The sequence below is a fragment of the Saccharothrix sp. BKS2 genome (genome assembly GCF_047689505.1).
GTDB lineage: Bacteria > Actinomycetota > Actinomycetes > Mycobacteriales > Pseudonocardiaceae > Actinosynnema > Actinosynnema lopnurensis.
The window spans coordinates 90,686-110,631 of the sequence record NZ_JAUQOL010000010.1 but is presented as its reverse complement, the minus strand read 5'-3'; the positions used below and the strand labels follow the sequence as shown (position 1 = coordinate 110,631).

Sequence of the window (19,946 nt, the reverse complement as noted above, 5' to 3'; positions counted from 1 at the left end):
CGTTTTAGCGCGGGGTGACGCCCCCGGCCTCGACCCGTCGCCGTGCCGGCGCCAAGTACGCTGACGGGGTGGGGGAAGCAGTCCTGTCCGAGGTCGAGTGGACCGCGCGCCGCGACGCGCACGCGGCCCGCGCCCGGCGGTGGACCGGCCCGCACCACGAGCGCCGCGCCGCCGGCCGCAAGCACCCGGTGCTGGACTTCCTGTTCTCCTACTACTCGCACCGCCCGTCCCGGCTGGAGCGCTGGCACCCCGGCCCCGGCGTGGTGCTCGAAGGCGCCGCGGCCCGCGACTACCTGCGGTGGCCGGTCTACCGGGAGACCCCCGACGGGGTGACCCTGGACGTGGCGGCGTTCGCGCGGGAGCGGGCGAACACGGTCGACTTCGCCCGCCGGCTGCTCACCGCCACCGCGTCCCGCCCGCCGCGGCTGGGCTGCTTCGGCTTGCACGAGTGGGCGATGGTCTACCGGCAGCGGCCGGAGCAGGTGCGGCACGACGCGTGGCCGCTGCGGCTGGGCGGCGCGGGCACGGACGCGGTGGTCGAGTCGCAGCGCGTGCAGTGCGGGCACTTCGACGCGTTCCGGTTCTTCACGCCCGAGGCCCGGCCGCGCAACGCGCTCCAGCCGACCCGGGAGACCCAGGTGGAGCTGGAGCAGCCGGGCTGCCTGCACGCCAACATGGACCTGTTCAAGTGGGCCTACAAGCTGGACCCGGCGACCCCGTCCGAGCTGGTCGTGGACTGCTTCGAGCTGGCGGTGCGCGTCCGCGGGCTGGACATGCGGGCGAGCCCCTACGACCTGGCCGCGCTCGGCTACCCGCCGGTCCGGGTGGAGACGGCCGAGGGCCGGGCGGAGTACGCGCGGCAGCAGGCCGCGTTCGCGGAGGAGGCCGCCCCGCTGAGAGCCCGGCTGATCGGGCTGACCGACGTGCTGTCGCGCGAGCTCGTTCCCGGTGGGTAACCCGCGGTCGCTTCACCCGATCCCCAAATGTCACCTGTTAGCGTGACGCCCGGTCGGGAGCCGCCAGTCGTGGTCGACGCTGAGAGGGAAGAGACGATGTCTCGACACCGCGCGCTGCGGACGAAGGTGCGGCGCGGCATCGCCAAGTGGCCGGTCGCGATCATCGGCCTGGTGGCCCTGATCGTGCTCGGGTGGCTGGGCTGGACCTGGGTCGGCGGCGTCGCGGACCGGCGCGCGGCGGTCGAGGCCGGCGACTGCAACGAGGGCGAGGCGCCCCTGCGGGTGTCCGCGGCGCCCAGCGTGGCCGAGGCGGTCAAGCAGGTCGCCGAGGCGTGGAGCAGGCAGCGGCCCGTCGTCTACGACCACTGCATCCGCGTCGAGGTGCTGTCCATCGACTCCGAGACCGTGCTGGCCGGCCTCACCCAGGGCTGGGACGAGGCGAAGCTGGGCGAGCGCCCGCACGCCTGGGTCACCGACTCGACGCTGTGGGCGAACCGGCTGAGCGCGCAGGACGCCTCGCTGCTGGGCGCGGTGCCCGAGTCGATCGCGGCGAGCCCGGTGCTGCTGGCCCTGCACCAGGAGCCGGCGCAGGCGCTCCAGGCCGGTGACGGGTTCCGGTGGACCGACCTGCCCGACCTGGTCGGCGCGCCCGACGGGTGGGGCCGGTTCGGCAAGCCCGAGTGGGGCCGGTTCGAGGTCGCCATGCCCGACCCGGCGACCAACGCCGCCACCGCGATGGCCGTGCAGTCCGCGCTGGCCGGCGCGAGCCCGGAGGGCAGGGGCCCGGTGACCAGCGGCATGCTGGCGCTCGACCCGGTGAAGACCACGCTGGGCAAGCTGACCGCGGCCAAGCCGCGGGAGTCGCCCGCCGGGACGTGGGAGGCGCTGAACCTGCTGGCGGACACGACCGGCGTGAACGAGGCCGGGTTCAGCGCGGTGCCCGTGTTCGAGGTGGACCTGTACCGGCACAACACCGGCAAGGACGGCGGGACGGCGCCGCTGCACCCGCTGTACGGGGTGGCCGGGGGCGGGCCGACGCCGGTCGCGGACTTCCCGTTCGTGGCGCTGGCCGGCGACTGGGTCGGCGAGGCGCAGGTGCGGGCGGCGCAGGCGTTCCGGCAGTTCCTCAAGGAGGACGAGCAGCAGCGGACCCTGGCGCTGGCGGGACTGCGGGTGGACTCGACCACCGACCGGCCCAGGGAGTCGCCGGGCGTGCGGTGGGCCGCGATCACCGACCAGCTCGCCCCCGCCGACGCCAACACCACCCAGCAGATCTCGGCCGCGTGGGCGACCGCGGACGACGGCCAGGTGGTGCACGTGCTGGTGGACACCTCCAGGTCCGTGGAGGAACCGGGCGGGGACGGGCGCAGCCGGGTGGAGTGGCTGCGGGAGGCGCTGTCCGGGCAGGTCAACCGGTCCGTGTCGGGTTCGCTGGGGCTGTGGGAGTTCTCCCGGGAGCTCGACGGCGACAAGCCGTACCGGCAGCTCGTCCCGACCGGTCCGGTGGCGACCCAGCGGCAGGCGCTGCTGGACGGGGTGGCCGCGCTGGCGCCGCGCAGCGGCACCCAGCTCTACACCAGCGTGCTGGCGCTCTACGAGCACGCCGTGGCCGACCACCAGGCCGGCAAGCGCAACCGGGTCGTGGTGCTGACCGACGGCGCGAACGACGGCGGCCTGACCTTCGACGAGCTGAAGTCGCGCCTGGCCTCGGCCAAGCAGCCGGGCAGGGACGTCGCGGTCAGCATCATCGCGATCGGCCCGGACCCGGAACGCGCCCCGCTGACCGAACTGGCCCGCTCCACCGGCGGCACCCTGTCGGTGGTCGAGGACGGCCGGGGCATCGACGCCGCCCTGGCCCAACTGCTGTCGACCTGAGCGTTGAACTCGGGGGTCCTGAACGTACGACACGGTGGTCCCGAACGTACGACTCGCGCGCGTGTCGAACACTCGCGCCGCGCGAGTCGTACGTTCAGACCGCGCGAGTCGTACGTTCAGACCGCGCGAGTCGTACGTTCAGGACGCGCGAGTCGTACGTTCAGGTTGGGTGAGTTGTGCGTTCAGGTTGGGTGAGTTGTGCGTTCAGCGCTGCCGGGACCTTCGGCTGGGCCGCTGCCACCGCGCCCGGCTCCGGCTCGGCCGCCGGCTCACCGGCCGTCATCCGGCCGCGCGACCGGAGCAGCAGGAGCACCTGGCGCGGTTGTTCAGCCTTCGTCGTACAGCGGTCGGGCCCCGACCCTGAACAACCCCGGACGGGTAGAACTGGATGCGCCGGAGCAGGGGGGCCGACCTCCGGCACGGGGGAACGGGGGTGGGGGAACGAGGTCTGGTCGTTCCCCCACCCCCGATCACCGGTCGGGGACCCGTCAGCCGCCGTAGGCCGACACCGGCGGGCAGGAGCAGACCAGGTTCCGGTCGCCCTTCGCGCCGTCGACGCGCCGCACCGGCGGCCACGCCTTGACCGCGGTGACGCCCGCCGGGAACACCGCCACCTCGCGGCTGTACGGGTGGTCCCACTCCGCCGTCACGCAGGCCGCCGTGTGCGGGGCGTTGCGCAGCGGGTTGTCGTCCGCCGGCCACTCCCCCGCGCCGACGCGGTCGATCTCGCGCCTGATCGCCACCATGGCGTCGATGAACCGGTCGATCTCGGCCAGGTCCTCGCTCTCGGTGGGCTCCACCATCAGCGTGCCCGCCACCGGGAACGACATGGTCGGCGCGTGCAGCCCGTAGTCGGCCAGCCGCTTGGCCACGTCGTCCACGGTCACGCCGGTCGCCTTGGTGATCGGCCGCAGGTCGAGGATGCACTCGTGGGCCACGAAGCCGCCCTCGCCGGTGTAGAGCACCGGGAAGTGCTCGTCCAGCCGCCGCGCCACGTAGTTCGCCGCGGCCACCGCGGTCAGGGTCGCCCGGCGCAGGCCGTCGGCGCCCATCATCCGCACGTACGCCCACGAGATCGGCAGGATCGACGCCGAGCCCCACGGCGCGCCGCTGATCGGGCCCACGCCGGTCTCCGGACCCGCGGCGGGCTGGAGCGGGTGGTTGGGCAGGAACGGCGCCAGGTGCGCCCGCACGCCGATCGGGCCGACACCGGGGCCGCCGCCGCCGTGCGGGATGCAGAACGTCTTGTGCAGGTTCAGGTGGGACACGTCCGAGCCGAACCTGCCGTACCGCGCCAGGCCGATCAGGGCGTTGAGGTTCGCGCCGTCCACGTACACCTGGCCGCCGGCGTCGTGCACCAGCCCGCACACCTCGCGCACGGTGTCCTCGTACACGCCGTGCGTCGACGGGTAGGTGATCATGATGGCGGCCAGGTCGTCGCGGTGCGCCTCGACCGTCTCGCGCAGGTGCCCCAGGTCGACGTTGCCCTTGTCGTCGCACTTGACCACCACGACCCGCATCCCCGCCATCACGGCCGACGCGGCGTTGGTGCCGTGCGCGCTGGACGGGATCAGGCACACGTCGCGGTGCACGTCGCCGTTGGCGCGGTGGTAGGCGCGGATGGCCAGCAGGCCCGCGAACTCGCCCTGGCTGCCCGCGTTGGGCTGGATCGACACCGCGTCGTAGCCGGTGACCTCGGCGAGCCACCGCTCCAGGTCGCCGATCAGCTCCAGGTACCCGGCGGCGTCCCCGACCGGCGCGAACGGGTGCAGCTCGGCGAACTCCGGCCAGGTGATGGGCTCCATCTCGGCCGCGGCGTTGAGCTTCATCGTGCACGAGCCCAGCGGGATCATGCTGCGGTCCAGCGCCACGTCCTTGTCCGACAGCGACCGCAGGTAGCGCAGCAGCGCGGTCTCCGAGCGGTGGGTGTGGAACACCGGGTGGGTCAGGTAGTCGGAGGTGCGGCGCAGGTCGACGGGGATGCCGTCGGCGGTGTCGGCGTCCAGGGCGTCCACGTCGGTCACGGTGACGCCGAACGCCCGCCACACCAGCCGCAGGTGCTCGCGCGTGGTGGTCTCGTCGCAGGCGATGGAGACCACGTCGTCGTCCACCCGCCACAGGTTCACGCCCAGCTCGCGCGCCGCGGCCACGACCTCGGCGGCCCGGCCCTCGACGCGGGCCCGCACGGTGTCGAAGAACTCGCCGTGCACCACCTCCACGCCGGCCTCGCACAGGCCCGCGGCCAGCACGGTCGCCATCCGGTGGGCGCGGGTCGCGATCGCCTTCAGGCCCTCCGGGCCGTGGTAGACCGCGTACATCGAGGCGATCACGGCCAGCAGGACCTGCGCGGTGCAGATGTTGCTGGTCGCCTTCTCGCGGCGGATGTGCTGCTCGCGGGTCTGGAGCGCCAGCCGGTAGGCAGGGTCGCCGTCGGCGTCCACGGACACGCCCACCAGGCGGCCCGGCAGCTGCCGCTCCAGGCCCTGGCGCACCGCCATGTAGCCGGCGTGGGGGCCGCCGAAGCCCATCGGCACGCCGAATCGCTGGGTGGTGCCGACCACGACGTCCGCGCCGATCTCGCCCGGCGGGCGCAGCAGCGTCAGCGCCAGCAGGTCGGCGACGACGACGGCCTGCGCGCCGGCCCGGTGGATCTCCTCGACGACGGACGCGTGGTCGAGGACCGCGCCGGACGCGCCGGGGTAGGACAGCAGCACGCCGAAGAAGTCGCCGCCCAGGCCGAGGCCCTCCAGGCCCTGCGACAGGTCGGCGGTGACGACCTCGATGCCCAGCGGCTCGGCGCGGGTCTCGATGACGGCGAGGGTCTGCGGCAGCGTGTCGGCGTCGACCACGAACCGGTTCGACTTCGCCCGGCCCGCGCGGCGGACCAGCGTCATCGCCTCGGCGGCGGCCGTGGACTCGTCGAGCATGGACGCGTTGGCCACGGGCAGGCCGGTGAGGTCGCCGACGACGGTCTGGAAGTTCAGCAGGGCCTCCAGCCGGCCCTGGGAGATCTCCGGCTGGTAGGGCGTGTACGCGGTGTACCAGGCAGGGTTCTCCAGCACGTTGCGGCGGATCACCGGCGGCGTGGTGGTGCCGTAGTAGCCCAGGCCGATCATCTGGGTCATCGGGCGGTTGCGGGCCGCCAGGGCGCGCAGCTCGGCCAGGGCCTCGGTCTCGGTGGCGGGCGCGGGCAGGTCCAGCACCAGTTCGCGCTCGCGGATCGAGTCGGGCACGGCGCGCTGGGCCAGCTCCTCCAGGGAGCCGACGCCGATCACGTCGAGCATCCGCGACAGCTCGGCGGGCCGGGGGCCCACGTGCCGGTCGGCGAAGGGGGTGCCGTGCTCAAGAGCGGCGAGGGGGATGCGGTCCTGCGTCATGAAGCGCCTCCGGGCTGCGGGCAGACTCCTGCCGTGGCCCTCCCCCTCTGTCTCCCGCCCGTCGCCGGGCGCCTGAGAGCTTCACCCGGTGGTGACCGGGCTTGCACCGTCGGCGGGGTCGGTGGCCCGACCCGCTTTCCAGAGGCGTCTCACCCACGCGGTCCTTGCGCCTGAGAGGTTCCGGGGAGGATTTGCTCCTTCGGCGCCGAGCGGGCTCGGACTCTCCCGCGCGGGATAAAGCGACTGCGCGCGAATCGTACCCAACCGGGACGCCGCCGGTCCTGCCGGCGCGACGTGGATCTCATCACCTGGACAGCGGGGTTTGAGCGGGTTTTCCAGCGGGCACATTCCTGGTACCCGGCTGTAACAGGTCGTATTCGCGCCGTGCCCGATCCGCGGTTCCGCTCACCCCGCCGCCGGCCTTTTCCGCTTTCGCGCCCGGCGGTCCCCCGCGGACGCTCTCAGCCGGTGGCCCGGGTGCGCCTGCGGCGCGACAGCTCGTCGTTGGAGGCCGCCACGACCTCGGCGCCGTCGGCGCGCTCGGCGGGGAACTCGTGGATGGTGCCGCTGATCTCCCGCATGGCGCCGCTGACCGCGATGCCGAACACGCCCTGGCCGCCCTGGAGCAGGTCGACGACCTCCTCGGGCGAGGTGCACTCGTAGACCGTGGTGCCGTCGCTGAACAGCGTGATGCGGGCCAGGTCCTGCACGCCGCGGCGGCGCAGGTGGTCGACCGCGACCCGGATGTTCTGGAGCGAGACGCCGGTGTCCAGCAGCCGCTTGACGACCTTCAGGACGAGGATGTCCTTGAACGAGTACAGGCGCTGGCTGCCGGAGCCGTGGGCGCTCCTTATGGTCGGGCTGACCAGGTCCGTGCGGGCCCAGTAGTCCAGCTGGCGGTAGGTGATGCCCGCGATCTGGCACGCGGCCGGGCCGCGGTACCCGACCAGCTCGTCCGGCAGCGAGGAGTCCGGGAACAGCTCGCCCTGTTCGCCGGAGCCGGAGCCCGCCCGGATGATGGGCGCTTCCTGGACCACGCCTGCCTCCCCTCGGTCCGGCCACGACGACCGGCGACCAACGTGAAGCCGCCGCGGTGCCTGAATCACACCGTGGCAATTCACCTGAGCTCGACGGTAAGACCGGGTAGGGGGCAGGTCAACGCGACGCGCGGGACGCGTCTGACCTCAACCTGAGGTAGAGGTTGAGAGAGTCGGCCGTTGTAAGCCATTCGGGTGACGTTTAGTGATCGTTTAGCGGCGGAAAGCTGACGTTGTGTAATCCAGAAGTGTGACACCGGGGGGTGGCACGCGGGGTTGATCCACAACGCACCGCACACACCCGCGAGGGGTTCGGCCGCTGGTCGGACCTCTCGCAGGTGGTACTCGCCCGGCGCGGGTGGAGGGTCGGCGGCGGGGGTTTGACGGGGGTCGGCGCGGGGGCCTCCGGCGGCCGGCGCGGGCCGGGGAGGCGGCCTCCCGGAAGTTCGCCCGACCGGTGGGCACGGCGGGCGGGGCCTGAACGCCACCGTCCGGGTCCGGGTCGGCGTGGCGGGACCGCACACCCGGGGCCCACGCACCACACCGGGACCGCTCACCACGCTCGTCCACCGGCGGAGCCGGTCGGTGTGGCGGGGGGACACCGGGGCCGGGCCGTCCCGGCCCGAGAAGCACGACAGGGCCCCCGCACGGGGACCCTGTCGACGAGATGACGGGAGAGCCGGCACCGCTCAGGTGTCGGCACCCCGGAAGTCCTCCGGCGACACGGAGTCGAGGAACTCGCGGAACTTCTCGACCTCGTCCTCCTGCTCGTCCGGGATGATCAGCCCCGCCTCGGCCAGCACGGACTCCTCCGCGTGGATGGGCACGCCGACCCGCAGCGCGAGCGCCACCGAGTCGCTGGGCCGCGCGGACACCCGCACGTCGCCGTCGAACACCAGCTCCGCGAAGTAGGTGCCCTCCTGGAGGTCGGTGATCCGCACCTGCTCCAACTGCCGCCCGAGAGCGCCGATGACGTCCTTGAGCAGGTCGTGGGTCAGCGGGCGGGCCGGGCGCACGCCCTGCTGCTCCAGCGCGATCGCGGTGGCCTCGACGGACCCGATCCAGATCGGCAGGTACCGCTCGCCCTCGGTTTCGCGCAGCAGCAGGATCGGCTGGTTGGCGGGCAGTTCCACCCGCACACCCACGACGCGCATCTCGCTCATCGGGTCTCGCCTCCCTCAGCGCGCTGAAATCCTGGCGTCCCCGCTGTATGAACGAGGATCCCCCAAGTACCCTTTCGACGCTACCCGCCAAGCGGGCCCCGTGCGCAACCGCCCGCCCGCTCCGGCATCACGATGCGGACACTTGTTCACCTCGACGAAACGCGCTTACCTGCGACATCGCGCAACCCGACCTCGACCAGCAGCGCGTGCAGCGTGACCGAGAGCGCCGTCAGCTCGCGCACGACCTCGTCGGCCCGCGCCCGGTGCGCCGCCGCGGCGGCCTGCTCGACCAGGGCGACCTCGCGGTCCGCCGCGGCCCGGAACGGGCGCAGGTGCCGGGCCTGGAGCCCGTGCCGGGCCATCGCCCGCACGGTGGTGGCGATCTGCACCGACTCGTGGTCGTAGAACCCGCCCGGACCGGCGCTGACCAGGCCGTGCTGCTCCAGGTCGGCCAGGTCGGCCGACTCGATGCCCGCGCGCGCCAGCAGGTCGTCGCGGGTGATCCGGTGCCCCTGGCCCGGCGCGGCGTCCGCCGCGCGCACGCCCTGGTCGGCCGCGTCCAGCTGCTCCCTGATGACCTTGAGCGGCAGGTACCTGTCGCGCTGCGCGGACAGCACGTACCGCAGGCGCTCGACGTCCGCCGGGGTGAACTGCCGGTACCCCGAGGGCGTGCGCGCCGGGCGGACCAACCCCTCCGATTCCAGGAACCGGATCTTGGAGATGGTGACGTCGGGGAAGTCGGGTCGGAGCTGCGACAGCACCGCCCCGATGCTCAACCCCCCGCGTGGCCGCCCGGCCGCCGTCACCGGAGCCCCACCGTCAGGCCCCCTGGCCCCCGGCGCCCGGACCGGTCAGGAACACCAGGCGGAACTTGCCGATCTGCACCTCGTCGCCGTTGGCCAGCACGGCCTGGTCGACGGGCTCGCGGTTGACGTAGGTGCCGTTGAGGCTGCCCACGTCGATCACCACGAACTCGCCGCCCTCGCGGCGGAACTCGGCGTGCCGGCGCGAGACCGTCACGTCGTCGAGGAAGATGTCGCTGTCGGGGTGCCGTCCGGCGCTGGTCGTGTCGCGGTCGAGCAGGAACCTGGACCCCGCGTTGGGGCCGCGCTTCACCACCAGCAGTGCCGACCCGGCGGGCAGCGCGTCGACACCGGCGACCGCCGGCTCCTGGGCGGGCGCCTCGGCGCCCTCGACCTCGGCGAGGAAGTCGGCCCGGAAAACGGAGGTCCGCTCCGGGGACTGCTCGGGCGGGACGCCTGGCCCGTCGTTCGTGCTCACCTGAGCTCTCCTCCTGCTGCTGGAACCGTCGAGTTCGTTAGAACCTATCGTGCCCGAACCCTTGTCTGAGGAGCGGCTCCCCCACCGACCGAAGAGCCGCCGGAAGATCGACGTCACCCCTGCGCCGCCAGCTCCTGGTACGCGGCGGCGTCGAGCAGGTCGTCGACCGCGGTCGGGTCGTCGAGCCGGAGCTCCACCATCCACCCCTCGCCGTAGGGGTCGGAGTTCACCAGGTCGGGCTGCTGGTCGAGGAAGTCGTTGCGCGCGACGACCTCACCCGCGAGCGGGGCGTAGATGTCCGACACGCTCTTGGTGGACTCGACCTCGCCCAGCGTCTGACCGGCTCCGACCTGCTCGCCGAGCTCCGGGAGCTGGACGAACACGACGTCCCCGAGCTGCTCCTGGGCGTAGTCGGTGATGCCCACGCGCACGGTGTCCTCGCTCGTGCGCAGCACCCACTCATGTTCCTCGGTGTACTTGAGCTCCTCGGGAATCACCGCGGTGCGCTCCTTCATGACGGTGGATCTTCGGTGCCGGATCTTCCCACGTCCGGTTCAGGCCGGCGCGACCCCCGGCCGCCGGCGCAGTGCGAGGGTGAACTGGTAGACGTACAGGGCGCCCGACCACAGGTACAGGGCCCCGCCCCAGATCATGAACGCGTAGGCGAGGGGCCGGAGCAGCTGGGCGGCCGTCGACCCGCCCTGGGCGAGCAGGAGCATGGGGAACGCGTAGAGCAGGTTGAAGGTGGCGGCCTTGCCCAGGTAGTTGACCTCGAACGGGCCGTAGCCGCGGCTGCGGAGCACGGGCAGGCAGGCGCCGACCACCAGTTCCCGTCCGACCAGGACCACCACCACCCACCAGGGGATGATCCCGCGCACGACGAACGCCACCAGGGTGGCCAGGATGTACAGGCGGTCGGCGGCGGGGTCGAGCAGCACGCCGAGCTTGCTCATCTGGTTGAACCAGCGGGCGATCTTGCCGTCCAGCCAGTCCGACAGGCCGGCGACGACCAGCACGACCACCGCCCACCCGTCCGCCCGCGGCCCCAGCAGCAGGTACAGGAACAGGGGCACGCCGAGCAGCCGGAGGACGCTGAGCGCGTTCGGGACGGTCAGCAGCCGGTTCGCGGGCTCGACGTGATCGTGCGGCACAGGCGGGGACTCTAGTGCCGGACCGGCCGCGGGGCTCGCGACCAGGCCCGGGACGGCGGTGCCGACCGGTGCGGCGCCGCGCGACCGGGACCGGTCGCCGGTGCGGCGGGGGTGGTCCGCGGCGGGGTTCACGCGAACCGGTGACGCGACCCGGCGTCAGTTCGTCCGGCTGCGGCTCCACCCGCGTCGCCGCAGCTCGTCGCCGCTGAGCGCCCGCGGGCGGCCCCGGTCGTCGACGCCGACCCAGCGGCCCTGGGCGCCCTCGAGCACGTAGGCGTGGCCCTTGCTCCAGACCACGCTGCACGGGGTGGTGGGCAGCGCGGTCGCGCCGTCGCCACCGACGCGCGCCGCCACGGGCTTCGCGGGCTCGGACTCGGCTTCCTTCGTGGTGTTCATCATGAGATCCCTCCACCAGGGGTGTCGCTCACGCGGCTCGCGGCGTTATCCCCGACACAGTGGATTCTGCTCCGACCCTGTCGGCGATCAGGTCCGTTCTCACCGGATTTCGGTCACCGGTTGCTTGACGCGGCAAGGTGCGCGACGTCTTACCCCGGGGTGTAGCCGGTGGGTTCGGGATCAAACCGTTCACCGTCCGTCATCCACCGCACACCGAGAACCGCACTACACTGGTACCGATCAAGCCGCACCCGTACGGTGGCGGCGCAGCGGTTGAGCCAACAGCCGCGCCGGGGAGTCCTGGCTCGCGGACGTGTCCGTCACGCTGCCGTTCCACGCTGCTCACGCACCGCCGCGAGCCGTGGAACTCCCACCGGTGTTTCCAGTTGAAGAGGAGAACCTCGTGACGGTTCAGGACCCGGACGTGGTGGCGACGAGCGGAGCCGAGTCCGCCGCGGCGACCGGCCCGCGGGCCGGGCAGATCGGCATCGCCGTCCGCGGGGCGGGTGAGGGTGTCGTCGTGGTCGCGGTCAGCGGGGAGATCGACATGCTCACCGCGCCGCAGCTGCGGGCGGACGTGCTGCCCCGCCTCGACGCAGGCGACACCGTCGTGCTCGACCTGTCCGGGGTCAGCTTCCTGGGCTCGGCCGGGCTGGCCGTGCTCGTGGAGGCGTCCCAGCACGGCAAGCGCCGGGGCTCGGCGTTCCGCGTCGTGGCCGTCGAGCGGGCCGTCATCCGCCCGCTCGCCGCGACCGGCCTGGGCGAGGTGTTCAGCGTGTTCGAGTCGGTCGACCGCGCGCTGGGGGCCGACGAGCCCCGCTGAACGCGGGTCCGGGGCGCCCGCCCGGCTCAGCCGTGCGGCACCACGTCCACGACCTGGTCCACGCCCGCCGCGACGAGTGCGCGGCGGGCGTGGCCGTTCACGGGTGCCCGCACGATGACCTTGTTGCCCGCCGCGGCGGCGGCCTCGGCCACCGGCCGCAGGCTCCTGATCAGCCCGTCGCTGCGCTCACCCAGGGCGCGCAGGTCGACCACGATGGGCACGGTGCCGCCCCGGGCGGCGGTGAGGATGCGGCGGCGGACGGCGGGCGCGGCGTGCGCGGGCACGTCGCCCAGCACCACCACCTCCACCCAGCCCTCGCACTCGGTGACCACCACGGGCTCGGGCGGCGCGGCGTTGAACGTGCCCCGCGTGGCGTGCCGCCGGGCCAGCACGAGGGTGACGGTGGTGCCGGACGGTTGGCGGTCGACGAGCACCTCGTCGACGTTCTCCCGCATCAGCAGCAGGCCCCGGCCGCGCGTGGAGAGCGCGGGGGGTGGCACGCGCCACGTCCCGCGGTCGGTGACGACGACCTGCACGCTGCCGTCGGGCCGCGCGTCCGCGTCGATGGTGACCACGCCGGCCCGGTCGGGGCCGTAGGCGTGCTCCACGGCGTTGCTGGCGGCCTCGTTCACCGCGATGAGCAGGTCGTACCGGTCGTCCTCGTTGAGGCCGGTCCGGGCCAGCCAGCTGTCGAGCTGAGCACGAACCGCCGCGAGCTCCCCGGCCTGCGCCGGGAACTCCACTCCCCAGTGGTGGTCCGCGAGTTGATCGGTCAAGTGGCCCTCCCCGTTGCACCTGTCAGTCTTCCCGGCCGGCGTGTCCGCTACACGTGTGAGCGACGATCAGTTCGGGTACCGATAGCGTCAGCAGCACAACCAGCACAGAAACGGACGTCGAGGTGAGCGTGTCGCACACTGAGCCGCGGAGCGGTGAGTCGGAAAGCGCCCTGACCGGGGTCGAACTGCGGATGTCAGCCGATCCCACGCAGCTGTCGGTCGTCCGGGCGGTGGCCGCCGACATCGCCATGCGCCAGGACTTCGACCTGGACTCCATCGAGGACCTGAAGCTGGCGGTGGACGAGGCGTGCTCGACCCTCATCTCGCTGGCGGCGCCGGCCGCGGTGCTGAGCGCCCAGTTCGTCGTGGTGGAGGGCTCGGTGCAGGTCTCCACGAAGGTCAGCTCGCAGCGGTCGGCCCCGCCGGACCGGGACAGCTTCGGCTGGCGGGTGCTCAGCGCCCTGGTCGACTCGGTCACGACGTGGGTCGCGCCACAGGCCGACGCGTACGAGGTGCACATCGACCTGGTCAAGCGGTCACTGGGGACGGTGGATGCGTGACGGCGTCGGAAGGGAGCACGACGCGATCCGGCACGCAGGGTGATTACGACCACCTGGCGCCGCTCTTCGTCCAGCTCGCCTCCCTCCCCGCCGGCGACCCGGCGCGGGAGCGGTTGCGCGACGAGCTGGTCACCGAGCACCTGCCGGTCGCCAAGCACATCGCCCGGCGGTTCGGCCACCGCGGCGAGCCGCACGACGACCTGGTCCAGGTGGCGACGGTCGGCCTGATCAACGCGGTCGACCGGTTCGACCCGGAGCGGGGCAGCGACTTCCTGTCGTTCGCCGTGCCGACGATCATGGGCGAGGTCCGGAAGTACTTCCGGGACTCCAGCTGGTCGGTCCGGATGCCGCGGCGGCTCAAGGAGCTGCACCTGGCGATCAACGCGGGCTCCGCGCGGCTGTCGCAGGAGCTCGGGCGCGCGCCGACGCCGAGCGAGCTGGCCCAGCACCTGGGCCTGAGCCGCGAGGAGATCCACGAGGGCCTGGCGGCGGGCAACGCCTACCACAGCGCTTCGCTGGACGACCTGCTGGTGGCCGACGACAGCTCCATCTCGCTGGGCAGCACGCTCGGCGAGGAGGACCCGGAGCTGGAGGCGATCGAGCAGCGGGAGGCGCTGCACCCGCTGCTGGAGAAGCTGCCGGAGCGGGAGCGGAAGATCGTGGTCATGCGGTTCTTCGGCAACATGACGCAGACGCAGATCGCCCAGAAGGTCGGGATCTCGCAGATGCACGTGTCCCGGCTGCTGGCCAAGACGCTGCGGCAGCTGCGGGACGGGTTGAGCGAGTAGCACCGCCGGAGGTCCGTATCCACGGAGGTCCGGGTTCACACCGGGGATTCACGCCGAAGGGGCCGCCCGCGCGGGCGGCCCCTTCGGCGTTCTTCGGGGGCCCGGGGGTCGGGAACGGGCCCACCCGCGTGCCGCGGGTCCCGTGTCGGGGTGTGGCACGCGCACGTTCCCGGGCGCCGGTCGTGGCGGATCGGGGACGTGGGATGTCGGTGGTCGAGCCGGGCCGGGCCGCGATGACCGGCGTGCTGCTCGATGGGGTGCGGTGTTCGTGGTGCTCGTGGTGCGGTGGTCTCCGGCGGTGGCCGCTCGGCGTTGAGCGGACCGGTGCCGGGGACGCGAGGTCGGGGCAACCCGGTCGCGGGGTCCGTCCGCGGTGCGGGGGGCCGGTCCGCGGGGTCCGGTCGCGGGTGACCGGGGTGCGCCGGCCGGGAGCCGGCCGGGCGCTGGGTCAGGCCGCGACGCGGCGGCGCGAGGCGGCGATCAGGCGGCGGCGCTCGTCCTCGCCCATGCCGCCCCAGACGCCGTAGGGCTCCTGGACGGCCAGGGCGTGCTCACGGCACCTCAGCAGGACCGGGCATCGGCCGCACAGCTCCTTGGCCCGGTCTTCGCGCGCGGCGCGGGCGGCCCCCCGTTCGTTGTCGGGGTGGAAGAAGACGGCGCTGTCGCGGCCGCGGCAGAGCCCGTCCTTCTGCCAGTCCCAGACGTCGGTCACGGGCTTGGGCAGGCGTGCGGTGCTGGTCATCGGGTGGACCCCCTTGCGGTGTTGCGGTGCTTGATCACGGCTTACCCGCTGTCTGCGGGCGGACAAACGTGGTGTGCTCGATCGGATTAAGCGGTTCGCAGGGCCGGGGCCACGGACCCGGCCCAGAAGCGGAAGAACTCCTCCTGGTCCGGCCCGATCTGCTGGACGTACAGCTCGTCGTAACCGGCGTCGGCGTAGGAGCGGACCGCGTCGACGTAGGGCTCGACGTCCGGGCCGACGGGCAGCGACGAGCCGACCATCTCCTCGGTGACGAGCGTCGACGCCTGCTCGAAGTGCGCGGGCGTGGGCAGCACCTGGGCGAGTTCGCCGGGCAGCTGCTCGTTGGCCCACAGGCGGTGCGCGGTCTTCGCGCCGGCCTCGGCCGAGTCGGCGTGGCAGACCTTGAACCCGGCCTGCGCGGGCTTCGACCCGCCGCCCCCGGAGCGGAACCGCTCGACCAGCGACCCGTCCGGGATGGTCGAGCAGAACCCGTCGCCGATGCGGGCCGCCAACTCGGCCGCCTTCGGCCCGAACGCCGAGACGTACACCGGGACGGGCTCGGGCGGCAGCGTGTAGAGCCGCGCGTTCTCGACCGTGTAGTGCTTGCCGCGGTGGGTGACCTCCTCGCCCGTCCACAGGGCGCGCATCACCTCGACCGCCTCCTCCAGCATCTCCAGGCGCACCGGCGCGGGCGGCCACGCGTCGCCGAGGATGTGCTCGTTGAGCGCCTCGCCGGAGCCCACCCCGAGGGTGAACCCGCCGCGGCACTGGACGGCGGCGGTCGCCGCGGCCTGGGCCACCACCGCCGGGTGGACGCGCACGGTCGGGCAGGTGACCGCGGTGGTGATCGGCAGCGAGGTGACCTCGGACAGCGCCCCGATCACGGACCACACGAACGGGCTCTGCCCCTGCTCGGAGTTCCACGGGTGGTAGTGGTCGGAGATCCACAGCCGCTCGAAGCCCGCTTCCTCCGCCCACCGGGCCTGCCGGACGAGCTCACGAGGGTCGAACTCCTCGCACGAGAGGAAGTAGCCGATGCTGACCATGGCGTCCGGTTACCCCGGCGAACCGGCCTGAACCCCGCGTGACCGAAGCACCACCGACCCGGATGACGTGCGGTGCGACACGTCGCCGCGCACCGGCGGGAGAGGGCCGGTTCAGACCTCGACCGGCAGCAGCACCCGCCCGCCCAGCAGCAGGGCGCCGACCACGACGACCGCGAACAGCAGCACCCACACCAGCCCCGGCACGCGGGTGATCCGGGCCAGCTGGTCGGCGTCGGACCCGGGCGCCCGCCCGCGCAGCCGCCGGCGCTGGAGCTCGCCCACCGGCCGCACCCCGCCCAGCAGCAGGAACCAGGTGACGAACAGCGCGAACGCGGCCTGCCACTCCTCGGACGCGTACCAGGAGACGAGGAACACCACCCCGCCGGTGAGCACGACCGACAGCACCCCGAAGGCGTTGCGGATCATGACCAGCATCCCGGCCAGCAGCACCACGGTCGCCCACAGCAGCGGCCGGACCTGCCCGGCGGTCACCAGCGCGGCCGCGCCCAGCCCCAGCAGGGACGGGGTCACGTAGCCCGCGAAGTACATGAGGACCACGGCGACCCCGGTGGGCCTGCCCCGCGACACCGTTACGCCGGAGGTGTCCGGGTTGAGCTTGATGCCCTCCAACCTGCGGCCGGTGAGCAGCGCGACGACGGCGTGCCCCGCCTCGTGCGCGATGGTGATCACGTGCCTGCTGTACCGCCACAGCCCCGGGCCGGCCACCAGTGCCAGCGCCGCGACGACGGGCGCCCACTTCGCGAGAGTCGACATCGACGTCCAGCATGCCAGGCCCGGCCCGGAGCGCGCTCCGGCACCCGGGCTGCCCTACGGCGGTCGTGGACCGCTCCGCTCCGCCTCGTCGAGGCGACGGCGGGTTCCCGGACGACGCGCGGGCCCGAGGGGTCGGGGCACGACGACGCGGGGCCCGGTCCACTGTGGACCGGGCCCCGTCGTGGTGGTGGTGCGGGGTCAGCGCAGGTGCCGGGCCTTGTGCTGCTCGGCGATGGCCGGGTCGATCGGTTGCGTCGGCCGCATGGCCGGGTCGATCGGGCGGTTGGCCGTGGTCGGGTCCACCGACTCGATCCGGTCGTCGTGGTGGGAGCCGGTGTGGGTGGTGTCGACGCGCTGCGTCGGCATCGGCCGGGTCTCCGGCTCGTCGGCCACCGGGCGCGGGGCGCGGATGGTCTCGTCCCGGTCGAAGTGCCGCGCGTCGTGCTCCGCGATCTCCTCCTCCGGCACCACGATCTTGCGCCGGGCCGGCAGCACCGCGATCAGCAGGCCGGCGGCGGCCAGGCCGAGGTGCAGCCAGTTGTCGTTGGTGTTGAGCGCCAGCGGGTTGCCCAGGCCCGAGACCGGGTTGCTCGCGAAGATGCCCGAGAGGGCCAGGCCCCACAGCAGCACGGCGCCGTAGGACAGGAACACGATCCAGCCGTAGACCCTGGACAGGCCCGAGCTGGTCGCCATCAGCAGGCCGAGCACGCCGAACGCCAGGTGGATCACGTTGTGCAGCGGGTTCACCGCGAACCCGAGCAGCATGGCGTGCTGGTCGCCGGAGAAGTCGCCGAACCCGGTCTTCACGAAACCGGCGATGCCGGCGACGAGGAAGACCAGTCCGAGCAGGCCCGCCAGCACCTGGGCGGGCTGGAGACCCGCGACCTTGACGCGGCCGACGGTCGATTGGGTCATCACGCCCTCCAAACGAGGACCACGAGCCCGCCTTCCGGGCTCCGGACGACCACCGGCTACCCGTGGGCCGGAGAAGGCAAACGGCACGTCCGGGGTGGGTGGTCGGCGGGGTGGGGCGTGGGGCAAAGACGGCGGGACGGGGTGGCGGCGCGAGGCGGGACGGCGCGGCGCTGGACTGGACGATGCGGCAAGGCGGCGGGGGCGGGCGCTCGGGCCCGCCCCCATTGTTCCGACAGGAGTCGGCGCCCCGCCGTGCCGGGTTCACACAATCCCGGTCCACCCCGTCGGAACCGGGAGCACGCGGTACCGGAAATTGAATTCCGATCACCGCGACAAATGAGGGCGATCAGGTTTGCGGATGGCTCGCGGAGCACCGTCCGGGGCCACCTGAGCCCAGGTCAGACGTGCAGTTCAGCGCTGGGAACGACGCGTCGCCGAGCCGTTCCAGTCGGTCTGCCTGCTGTTCACGAAATCCCCCTGCTTGGTCGTGACACCATCGTGGTGTTGAGCTGAATTGTCCCTTCGACGACCCGCGGCCGTCAAAGCAATTACCGCATGCACCAATTGACGCGCGCCATGGTCATCCGGTTCCCGGCGCGGTCCACAACATCGAGTAGCGCCAGTAGAGGTGCCGGCGGAACCGGGCGCCGGGCACGATCCCCGCCGCGGCGGCCCTGATCTCGCGCAGCGACAGCGAGCAGTCCGCGACCGGGGCGGTGCCGCGCGGGTCGTCCCGGACCAGGCGCCGGGCGAGGTTCAGGGGCACCGACGCGAGGCTGAGCGCCCGGTCCCACGCGCCCTCCTCGCGCGCCGGCCCGAGCACGGCCACCACGCCACCGGGCGCGACCAGCGACCGCAGCCGCGCCAAGCCCGCCTCCAGCGGCATGTGGTGCAGGGCGGCGATGCACGACACGAAGTCGTAGGGGCCGCCGAGGTCGTCGGTCAGCGCGTCGGCCCGCCGGAAGTCGATCAGGGAGTCCACCCCGGAGCCCACCCCGGAGTCCAGCCGCGAGTCCACCCCGGGCAACGCCACCCCCGCCGCGCGGTCCACCGCCGTCACCGCGAGCCCCCGGGCGGCGAGGGCGCGCGCGAACGCGCCGTGCCCGCAGCCGACGTCCAGCGCCGTGCGCCCCGACGGGCACCGCGGCCGGCAGGACCGGGTGGTGGTGCGCGTTGTGGTCGAAGTGCCTCACACCCCCTTGACGCGCGGAGCACCGCCCCGGTTGAGCGGCGGTCCCGATCACTTGACCTCCAGCAAGCTCGAACTCCTAGCGTGACCGGCGTTCCGAGAAGAGGGGGGTTCCACATGCGCGCCATCCGGCAGCACGAGTTCGGCCCGGCCGAGAACCTGCGCCACGAGGAGGTGCCCGACCCCGAACCCGGCCCCGGCCAGGTGCGCCTCGCGGTGTCGGCCGCGGGGGTGCACCTGCTGGACACGTCGATCCGGCGCGGCGAGCCGGGCGGGCCGTTCCCGCTGCCCGAGCTGCCCGCGGTCCCCGGTCGCGAGGTGGCGGGCGTGGTCACCGCGCTGGGCGAGGGCGCGGACGCGCACTGGCTCGGCAAGCGGGTCGTCGCCCACCTCGGGCAGGCCGGCGGCGGCTACGCCGAGCAGGCCGTGGCGAACGCCGGTTCGCTGCACGAGCTGCCCGACCACGTGTCCGACGACGCGGCGGTCGCCATGGTCGGCACGGGCCGGACCGCCGTCGGGGTGCTGCGCATCGCGCGGTTGACCGAGGACGACGTGGTGCTGGTGACGTCCGCGGCCGGCGGCCTGGGCGCGCTGTTCGTGCAGGCCGCCAAGGCGGTCGGGGCGCGGGTCGTCGGCGCCGCGAGCACCGCGAAGCTCGACCTGGTCCGCGAGCTGGGCGCGGACCTGGCCGTCGACTACACCCGGCCGGGCTGGTCCGACGGCGTCGGCGCGGTGACCGTCGTGCTCGACGGCGTGGGCGGCGAGGCCGGGCGCGCGGCCCTGGAGCTGCTGGGCGTGGGCGGGCACGTCGTGCTGTTCGGCTGGTCCTCCGGCACTCCCACCCGCGTGGAGACCGCCGACCTGTACCGCCAGGGGCTCACCGCGTCGGTCGCGGTCGGGCCGCGGCTGCTCAAGGGCACGAGCCTGCGCGAGCTGGAGCAGCGCTCGCTGGAGCTGCTCGCCGAGCAGCGGCTCACCCCGCTCACCACGACGTTCCCGCTGCGCGACGCGGCCCGCGCGCACACCGCGCTGGAGACGCGCGCCACCACCGGCAAGGTCGTGCTCAGGCCGTGAGACAGGTCGGGTGGCCCCCGCGC

Annotated in this window: 19 protein-coding genes, 1 pseudogene and 1 riboswitch; of the genes and pseudogenes, 6 read left to right on the top strand and 14 right to left on the bottom strand. The window is 73.3% G+C overall.

Annotated features, from left to right (window positions below; genetic code table 11):
- Positions 1-68: 68 nt before the first annotated feature.
- A complete protein-coding gene (locus tag Q5530_RS22130; RefSeq protein WP_415364695.1) occupies positions 69-956 on the top strand; it encodes a 3-methyladenine DNA glycosylase in 888 nt (295 codons plus the stop codon).
- Positions 957-1,052: 96 nt separating this feature from the next.
- Complete coding sequence (locus Q5530_RS22125; protein ID WP_415364694.1) at positions 1,053-2,831, top strand: substrate-binding domain-containing protein; 1,779 nt, start codon at positions 1,053-1,055, stop codon at positions 2,829-2,831.
- Between the two features lie 488 nt (positions 2,832-3,319).
- On the opposite strand, the gene gcvP is transcribed toward Q5530_RS22125, so the two are convergent.
- From gcvP to Q5530_RS22085, 8 genes are all read right to left on the bottom strand, one after another.
- Entirely contained in the window at positions 3,320-6,208 is a 2,889-nt protein-coding gene (gcvP, locus tag Q5530_RS22120; protein ID WP_415364693.1) for an aminomethyl-transferring glycine dehydrogenase, read from the bottom strand.
- 148 nt (positions 6,209-6,356) lie between these two features.
- A riboswitch (glycine riboswitch) is annotated at positions 6,357-6,446 on the bottom strand.
- A 223-nt stretch (positions 6,447-6,669) separates the two neighbouring features.
- Positions 6,670-7,245, bottom strand: coding sequence for a MerR family transcriptional regulator (locus Q5530_RS22115; RefSeq protein WP_380632945.1), 576 nt, complete (start codon positions 7,243-7,245; stop codon positions 6,670-6,672).
- Positions 7,246-7,934: 689 nt separating this feature from the next.
- Complete coding sequence (locus Q5530_RS22110; RefSeq protein WP_380632943.1) at positions 7,935-8,408, bottom strand: bifunctional nuclease family protein; 474 nt, start codon at positions 8,406-8,408, stop codon at positions 7,935-7,937.
- Positions 8,409-8,554: 146 nt separating this feature from the next.
- Positions 8,555-9,214 (bottom strand): MerR family transcriptional regulator, encoded by a 660-nt coding sequence (locus Q5530_RS22105; RefSeq protein ID WP_415364692.1) that lies wholly within the window; start codon positions 9,212-9,214, stop codon positions 8,555-8,557.
- 13 nt (positions 9,215-9,227) lie between these two features.
- Positions 9,228-9,689 carry a glycogen accumulation regulator GarA gene (gene garA / locus Q5530_RS22100; RefSeq protein ID WP_033427969.1) on the bottom strand — a complete coding sequence of 154 codons (462 nt, stop codon included), beginning with the start codon at positions 9,687-9,689 and terminating at the stop codon, positions 9,228-9,230.
- A 113-nt stretch (positions 9,690-9,802) separates the two neighbouring features.
- A complete protein-coding gene (gene gcvH, locus Q5530_RS22095; protein WP_415364691.1) occupies positions 9,803-10,204 on the bottom strand; it encodes a glycine cleavage system protein GcvH in 402 nt (133 codons plus the stop codon).
- Between the two features lie 39 nt (positions 10,205-10,243).
- Positions 10,244-10,840, bottom strand: a complete 597-nt coding sequence (locus tag Q5530_RS22090) for a CDP-alcohol phosphatidyltransferase family protein (protein WP_415364690.1) — start codon at positions 10,838-10,840, stop codon at positions 10,244-10,246.
- A gap of 156 nt (positions 10,841-10,996) precedes the next feature.
- Complete coding sequence (locus Q5530_RS22085) at positions 10,997-11,236, bottom strand: hypothetical protein (protein ID WP_415364867.1); 240 nt, start codon at positions 11,234-11,236, stop codon at positions 10,997-10,999.
- A gap of 403 nt (positions 11,237-11,639) precedes the next feature.
- On the opposite strand from Q5530_RS22085, the gene Q5530_RS22080 reads away from it, so the two are divergent.
- A complete protein-coding gene (locus Q5530_RS22080; protein WP_415364689.1) occupies positions 11,640-12,059 on the top strand; it encodes an anti-sigma factor antagonist in 420 nt (139 codons plus the stop codon).
- 26 nt (positions 12,060-12,085) lie between these two features.
- On the opposite strand, the gene Q5530_RS22075 is transcribed toward Q5530_RS22080, so the two are convergent.
- Positions 12,086-12,835, bottom strand: a complete 750-nt coding sequence (locus tag Q5530_RS22075) for an ATP-binding protein (protein WP_415364688.1) — start codon at positions 12,833-12,835, stop codon at positions 12,086-12,088.
- A gap of 191 nt (positions 12,836-13,026) precedes the next feature.
- Here Q5530_RS22075 and Q5530_RS22070 point away from each other — a divergent pair, with 191 nt between their 5' ends.
- The gene (locus Q5530_RS22070; RefSeq protein WP_415364687.1) at positions 13,027-13,395 is read left to right on the top strand and encodes an ATP-binding protein; all 369 of its coding nucleotides are present in this window, start codon (positions 13,027-13,029) and stop codon (positions 13,393-13,395) included.
- Positions 13,392-14,183, top strand: coding sequence for a SigB/SigF/SigG family RNA polymerase sigma factor (locus tag Q5530_RS22065; RefSeq protein ID WP_415364686.1), 792 nt, complete (start codon positions 13,392-13,394; stop codon positions 14,181-14,183). The genes Q5530_RS22070 and Q5530_RS22065 overlap by 4 nt, the downstream gene beginning before the upstream one ends.
- Positions 14,184-14,631: 448 nt before the next feature.
- Here the strand turns inward: Q5530_RS22065 and Q5530_RS22060 are convergent, their stop codons facing one another.
- From Q5530_RS22060 to Q5530_RS22040, 5 genes and pseudogenes are all read right to left on the bottom strand, one after another.
- The gene (locus Q5530_RS22060) at positions 14,632-14,925 is read right to left on the bottom strand and encodes a WhiB family transcriptional regulator (protein ID WP_380632927.1); all 294 of its coding nucleotides are present in this window, start codon (positions 14,923-14,925) and stop codon (positions 14,632-14,634) included.
- Positions 14,926-15,011: 86 nt separating this feature from the next.
- On the bottom strand, positions 15,012-15,971 hold the full coding sequence (locus tag Q5530_RS22055; protein ID WP_415364685.1) for a TIGR03557 family F420-dependent LLM class oxidoreductase: 960 nt from the start codon (positions 15,969-15,971) through the stop codon (positions 15,012-15,014).
- 111 nt (positions 15,972-16,082) lie between these two features.
- On the bottom strand, positions 16,083-16,745 hold the full coding sequence (locus Q5530_RS22050; protein ID WP_380632924.1) for a M50 family metallopeptidase: 663 nt from the start codon (positions 16,743-16,745) through the stop codon (positions 16,083-16,085).
- Between the two features lie 198 nt (positions 16,746-16,943).
- Positions 16,944-17,660: a DUF4383 domain-containing protein gene (locus Q5530_RS22045; RefSeq protein ID WP_415364683.1), complete on the bottom strand. Its 717-nt coding sequence runs from the start codon at positions 17,658-17,660 to the stop codon at positions 16,944-16,946.
- Between the two features lie 580 nt (positions 17,661-18,240).
- Positions 18,241-18,801: pseudogene (locus tag Q5530_RS22040) on the bottom strand (class I SAM-dependent methyltransferase); the annotation flags it as partial.
- 165 nt (positions 18,802-18,966) lie between these two features.
- Here Q5530_RS22040 and Q5530_RS22035 point away from each other — a divergent pair.
- The gene (locus Q5530_RS22035) at positions 18,967-19,923 is read left to right on the top strand and encodes a zinc-binding dehydrogenase (RefSeq protein WP_415364682.1); all 957 of its coding nucleotides are present in this window, start codon (positions 18,967-18,969) and stop codon (positions 19,921-19,923) included.
- The last annotated feature ends 23 nt before the right edge of the window (positions 19,924-19,946 follow it).

Coding starts and splice junctions, on each gene's coding strand:
- Q5530_RS22125 (WP_415364694.1), top strand. CDS start 1,053: ATGTCTCGACACCGCGCGCTGCGGACGAAGGTGCGGCGCGGCATCGCC.
- gcvP (WP_415364693.1), bottom strand. CDS start 6,208: ATGACGCAGGACCGCATCCCCCTCGCCGCTCTTGAGCACGGCACCCCC.
- Q5530_RS22110 (WP_380632943.1), bottom strand. CDS start 8,408: ATGAGCGAGATGCGCGTCGTGGGTGTGCGGGTGGAACTGCCCGCCAAC.
- gcvH (WP_415364691.1), bottom strand. CDS start 10,204: ATGAAGGAGCGCACCGCGGTGATTCCCGAGGAGCTCAAGTACACCGAG.
- Q5530_RS22085 (WP_415364867.1), bottom strand. CDS start 11,236: ATGAACACCACGAAGGAAGCCGAGTCCGAGCCCGCGAAGCCCGTGGCG.
- Q5530_RS22070 (WP_415364687.1), top strand. CDS start 13,027: ATGTCAGCCGATCCCACGCAGCTGTCGGTCGTCCGGGCGGTGGCCGCC.
- Q5530_RS22060 (WP_380632927.1), bottom strand. CDS start 14,925: ATGACCAGCACCGCACGCCTGCCCAAGCCCGTGACCGACGTCTGGGAC.
- Q5530_RS22055 (WP_415364685.1), bottom strand. CDS start 15,971: ATGGTCAGCATCGGCTACTTCCTCTCGTGCGAGGAGTTCGACCCTCGT.
- Q5530_RS22050 (WP_380632924.1), bottom strand. CDS start 16,745: ATGTCGACTCTCGCGAAGTGGGCGCCCGTCGTCGCGGCGCTGGCACTG.
- Q5530_RS22045 (WP_415364683.1), bottom strand. CDS start 17,660: ATGACCCAATCGACCGTCGGCCGCGTCAAGGTCGCGGGTCTCCAGCCC.
- Q5530_RS22035 (WP_415364682.1), top strand. CDS start 18,967: ATGCGCGCCATCCGGCAGCACGAGTTCGGCCCGGCCGAGAACCTGCGC.